General features: G+C 57.1%; 4 protein-coding genes. All 4 read right to left on the reverse strand.

The window, feature by feature from the left end; translation table 11 throughout:
- On the reverse strand, positions 1-273 hold a 273-nt coding region (locus PHP98_12125), incomplete at its 3' end, for a hypothetical protein (protein MDD5484375.1).
- Positions 266-1,564 (reverse strand): FAD-dependent oxidoreductase, encoded by a 1,299-nt coding sequence (locus PHP98_12130; protein ID MDD5484376.1) that lies wholly within the window; start codon positions 1,562-1,564, stop codon positions 266-268. The genes PHP98_12130 and PHP98_12125, both read right to left, overlap by 8 nt.
- Entirely contained in the window at positions 1,561-2,511 is a 951-nt protein-coding gene (locus PHP98_12135; protein MDD5484377.1) for an MraY family glycosyltransferase, read from the reverse strand. The genes PHP98_12130 and PHP98_12135 overlap by 4 nt, the downstream gene beginning before the upstream one ends.
- 1 nt (position 2,512) lies before the next feature.
- The coding region (locus tag PHP98_12140; GenBank protein MDD5484378.1) for a glycosyltransferase family 4 protein at positions 2,513-2,886 on the reverse strand (374 nt) is incomplete at its 5' end.

Here is a 2,886-nt window from a genome sequence, read left to right on the forward strand (position 1 = left end):
CCTTTCCAGGAAAGAACGCGAGGCTTCGCTCACGGAAGACGAAAAGAAATTCCAGGGAAAGAAACCGGCGAGAACGAAAAGAGGAAACCTTTCCATATTTATCTTTAATACCACCGAAAAAGCGAAGATTATCGCCAGGGTGACCGCGATCGGATTCAAGACGCCCCAGGCAGCCCCCAGCGCCGTCCCCATGTATTTCGCGCGCAGCTGCGAAAGCGCGATGCTGCGCAATATCCCCCGGTTCTCCCAGATCAGCCTCATCGAACTACGCATTTCCCACCGCTCTTTCCGCAGCCGAAATTCCGTCCAGCATCGCGTCCTCCATGGAAAAATAACGCCAGCTCCCGTATCTCCCGCATAAAACCACTCCGCGGGAGAGAAAACTTGAAATTATATGCCTGCGCGACAGGGCGTATTTCCGGTCGTAAACGGGATAGGCGTATTTTATCTCCAGAACATCCTGCGCGCAGACGCGCGTCTTTGCGGAAACGATCCCCGCCCTGCGTAAACCGAACAATACTTCACGTCTCAACCGTTTCATTCCGGGCCGCCTCCCGGGGGGATAAGACACCTCCGCGTAAACGCTTCCCTGCCCTGCCGGGGCGGCGGAGGAAGAAAAATTGTGCGGAAAGCAAGCGCGGTAAAACACGAATTCCTTCCCCGGGAAATAAATCCAATGCTCGGCGGGAGACGGCTTCCCGGAAAGGCCGAGACTGAATATCAAGAGCGAGTTCCACTTCAGCCGCCGCAAACACGCCTTTTCTTCCCTGCCCACGCCGGGATAAACGGCGCCGAGGTCCGGCATCGGCATCGTGGAGATCAGCCTGCCGTAAAGAAACTCTTCCCCTTGAGCAGTGCGCACTACGCGGCGTTTCACGTCTATGCGAACGACCCTCCGGCCGTAAAGTATGTTCCCGCAGTTCTCCGCCATGCTGCGCGGCAGCACGTCTATCCTGCCGGCGGACGGATACCAGAACGTGGAATTATACCCCGGGAATTCCCCCTCTCCTCCGCGCGCGCCGGACAGCATTCTGCCGCGGGACGGCACGGGAACAAAAGAACGCGTCCATTCGCAGGTCATTCTGCTTAAAGGAAACCGCCAGAATTTCCTGTTGTAGGGAAGCATGAAATGCCGGGCGATGCCGGGGCCGAATTTTGCCGCGATCCAAGAAGCAAAATCCTGGCCCCGTCCGGGCCGGCCGCGGTTCTGCAGGCCGCGCACGCACTCAAGACGCATTTTTTCCGGCAGCGCGTAAAGATTGGCCTGAAAAGGATACGGGATATCGTGTCCCCGCAGATGTACCGACGCCTTCCTGCCGAATTTCGTCAATCCGCCTTTCAGCAGCCGGTCCACCGCGCGAAATCCGGAGGGGGTCCTGAAATGCAGGAGGTGCCCGGAGCAATCGAAGACAAAACGGCCGGTCTCTCTCGACCGGCACAACCCGCCCGGTTCATTCTCTCGTTCCAGGACGACGAAATCGGCTCCCTTTTCCCTCAGACGTATACCGGCGCTCAACCCGGAAAGACCGGCCCCGATGACCACAATCCGTTCTTTTCTTTTCATCTTCCGCCCCGCACGGCCGCGCGGGCCAGCCGAAAACAAATAAATAAAGCCGGCAGCATGGCCGCAGCGGACAGCAGCCTCAACGGAGAATAACAAAACAGCAGCCCGGAGGCGCAGAAAAACGCCGAGGCCGCGGTCATTTGCTTCAGGATTCCGTTCAAAGGGACTCCCTGTCCGATAAGACGCAAAACGAGATGATCGCCGCTTTTCTTGAAAAGCGGCTGGCGCCGGTAAAAACGCAGCACTGTCACGAAAGCGGTATCAAAAACCGGCATTCCGCATATCAAAACCGCCGCCGGCAGAATGTTCATGCCCGCGCATACCGGGGAGCAAACGGATGAAAGGGGGGCGAGCGCGAGCATAAAGCCTATGAAATGACTGCCGGTATTCCCCATATAAGCCTTCGCCGGGGGATAGTTGCTGAGACAAAAACCCGATAATGCCAGACAAAGAAAAAGGAACACGGCGGCCCTCGCAGAGTCTCCGCAGGCGGCGAACAAGATGAAGAAAGAGAATGAAGATACTATCCCCAGGGAAGCGGCCAGGCCGTCGACAATATCCAGATAATTAAAGGCATTGGTTATACCGAGCACCCAGATAAACGTCAGGCCCGCGTCCGCCACTGCGGACATTACTCCCAGAGACAGACCGTTATGTACCAACAATGCCACCGCCGTTATTTGAAAGAGCATTTTTACCGGCACGGAAAACTCGAAAATATCGTCCAGGATCCCGGATAACAGCATAAATGCCGCCGGCAGTAAAAAAGCGTGCCCGCCGCCAGGCCGAAAAACAGCGGCGGCCGCGAGGGAACATACCCCAAAAATCAACCCCGCTCCGGAAGGGATCCTGCCGGCAGAGGAATGAAAAAACCTGCCGGCGGCGCGGATATAACCGGCGGTCAGAAACCATGAGCCGGCGAATGCCGCAACGGCAATAACGGCCATTCTAAGGAATTGGGACATCTCCCGTTTTCTCCCTTATTTTTCTTCTGTATAGATTTTGCGTGTCCGAAAGCATCGTTTCGAGGGAATACCCGCTGTCCAGGCTGTGGGCCGCGTTGTGTGCCATCCTCATCCTCAACGCCGCGTCCAGCAGCAGTCCGCAAATACGGCCGCTCATCGCTTGCGGGTCGCTGCGGGGCACGATGTAACCGTTGACCCCGTCCGCGACCGCTTCTCTTATGCCCCCTGTATCCGTGGCGATCACGGGAACCCCGCTTTTCAAGGCCTCAAGCGCCGACACCGGCAGCCCTTCCCAGAGAGAAGTAAGGACGAAAACGTCGGTACCGGCCAGCAATTCCGGAAGATCGTATCTCCAGC

It is taken from the genome of Kiritimatiellia bacterium (genome assembly GCA_028715905.1).
Taxonomy (GTDB): domain Bacteria; phylum Verrucomicrobiota; class Kiritimatiellia; order JAAZAB01; family JAAZAB01; genus JAQUQV01.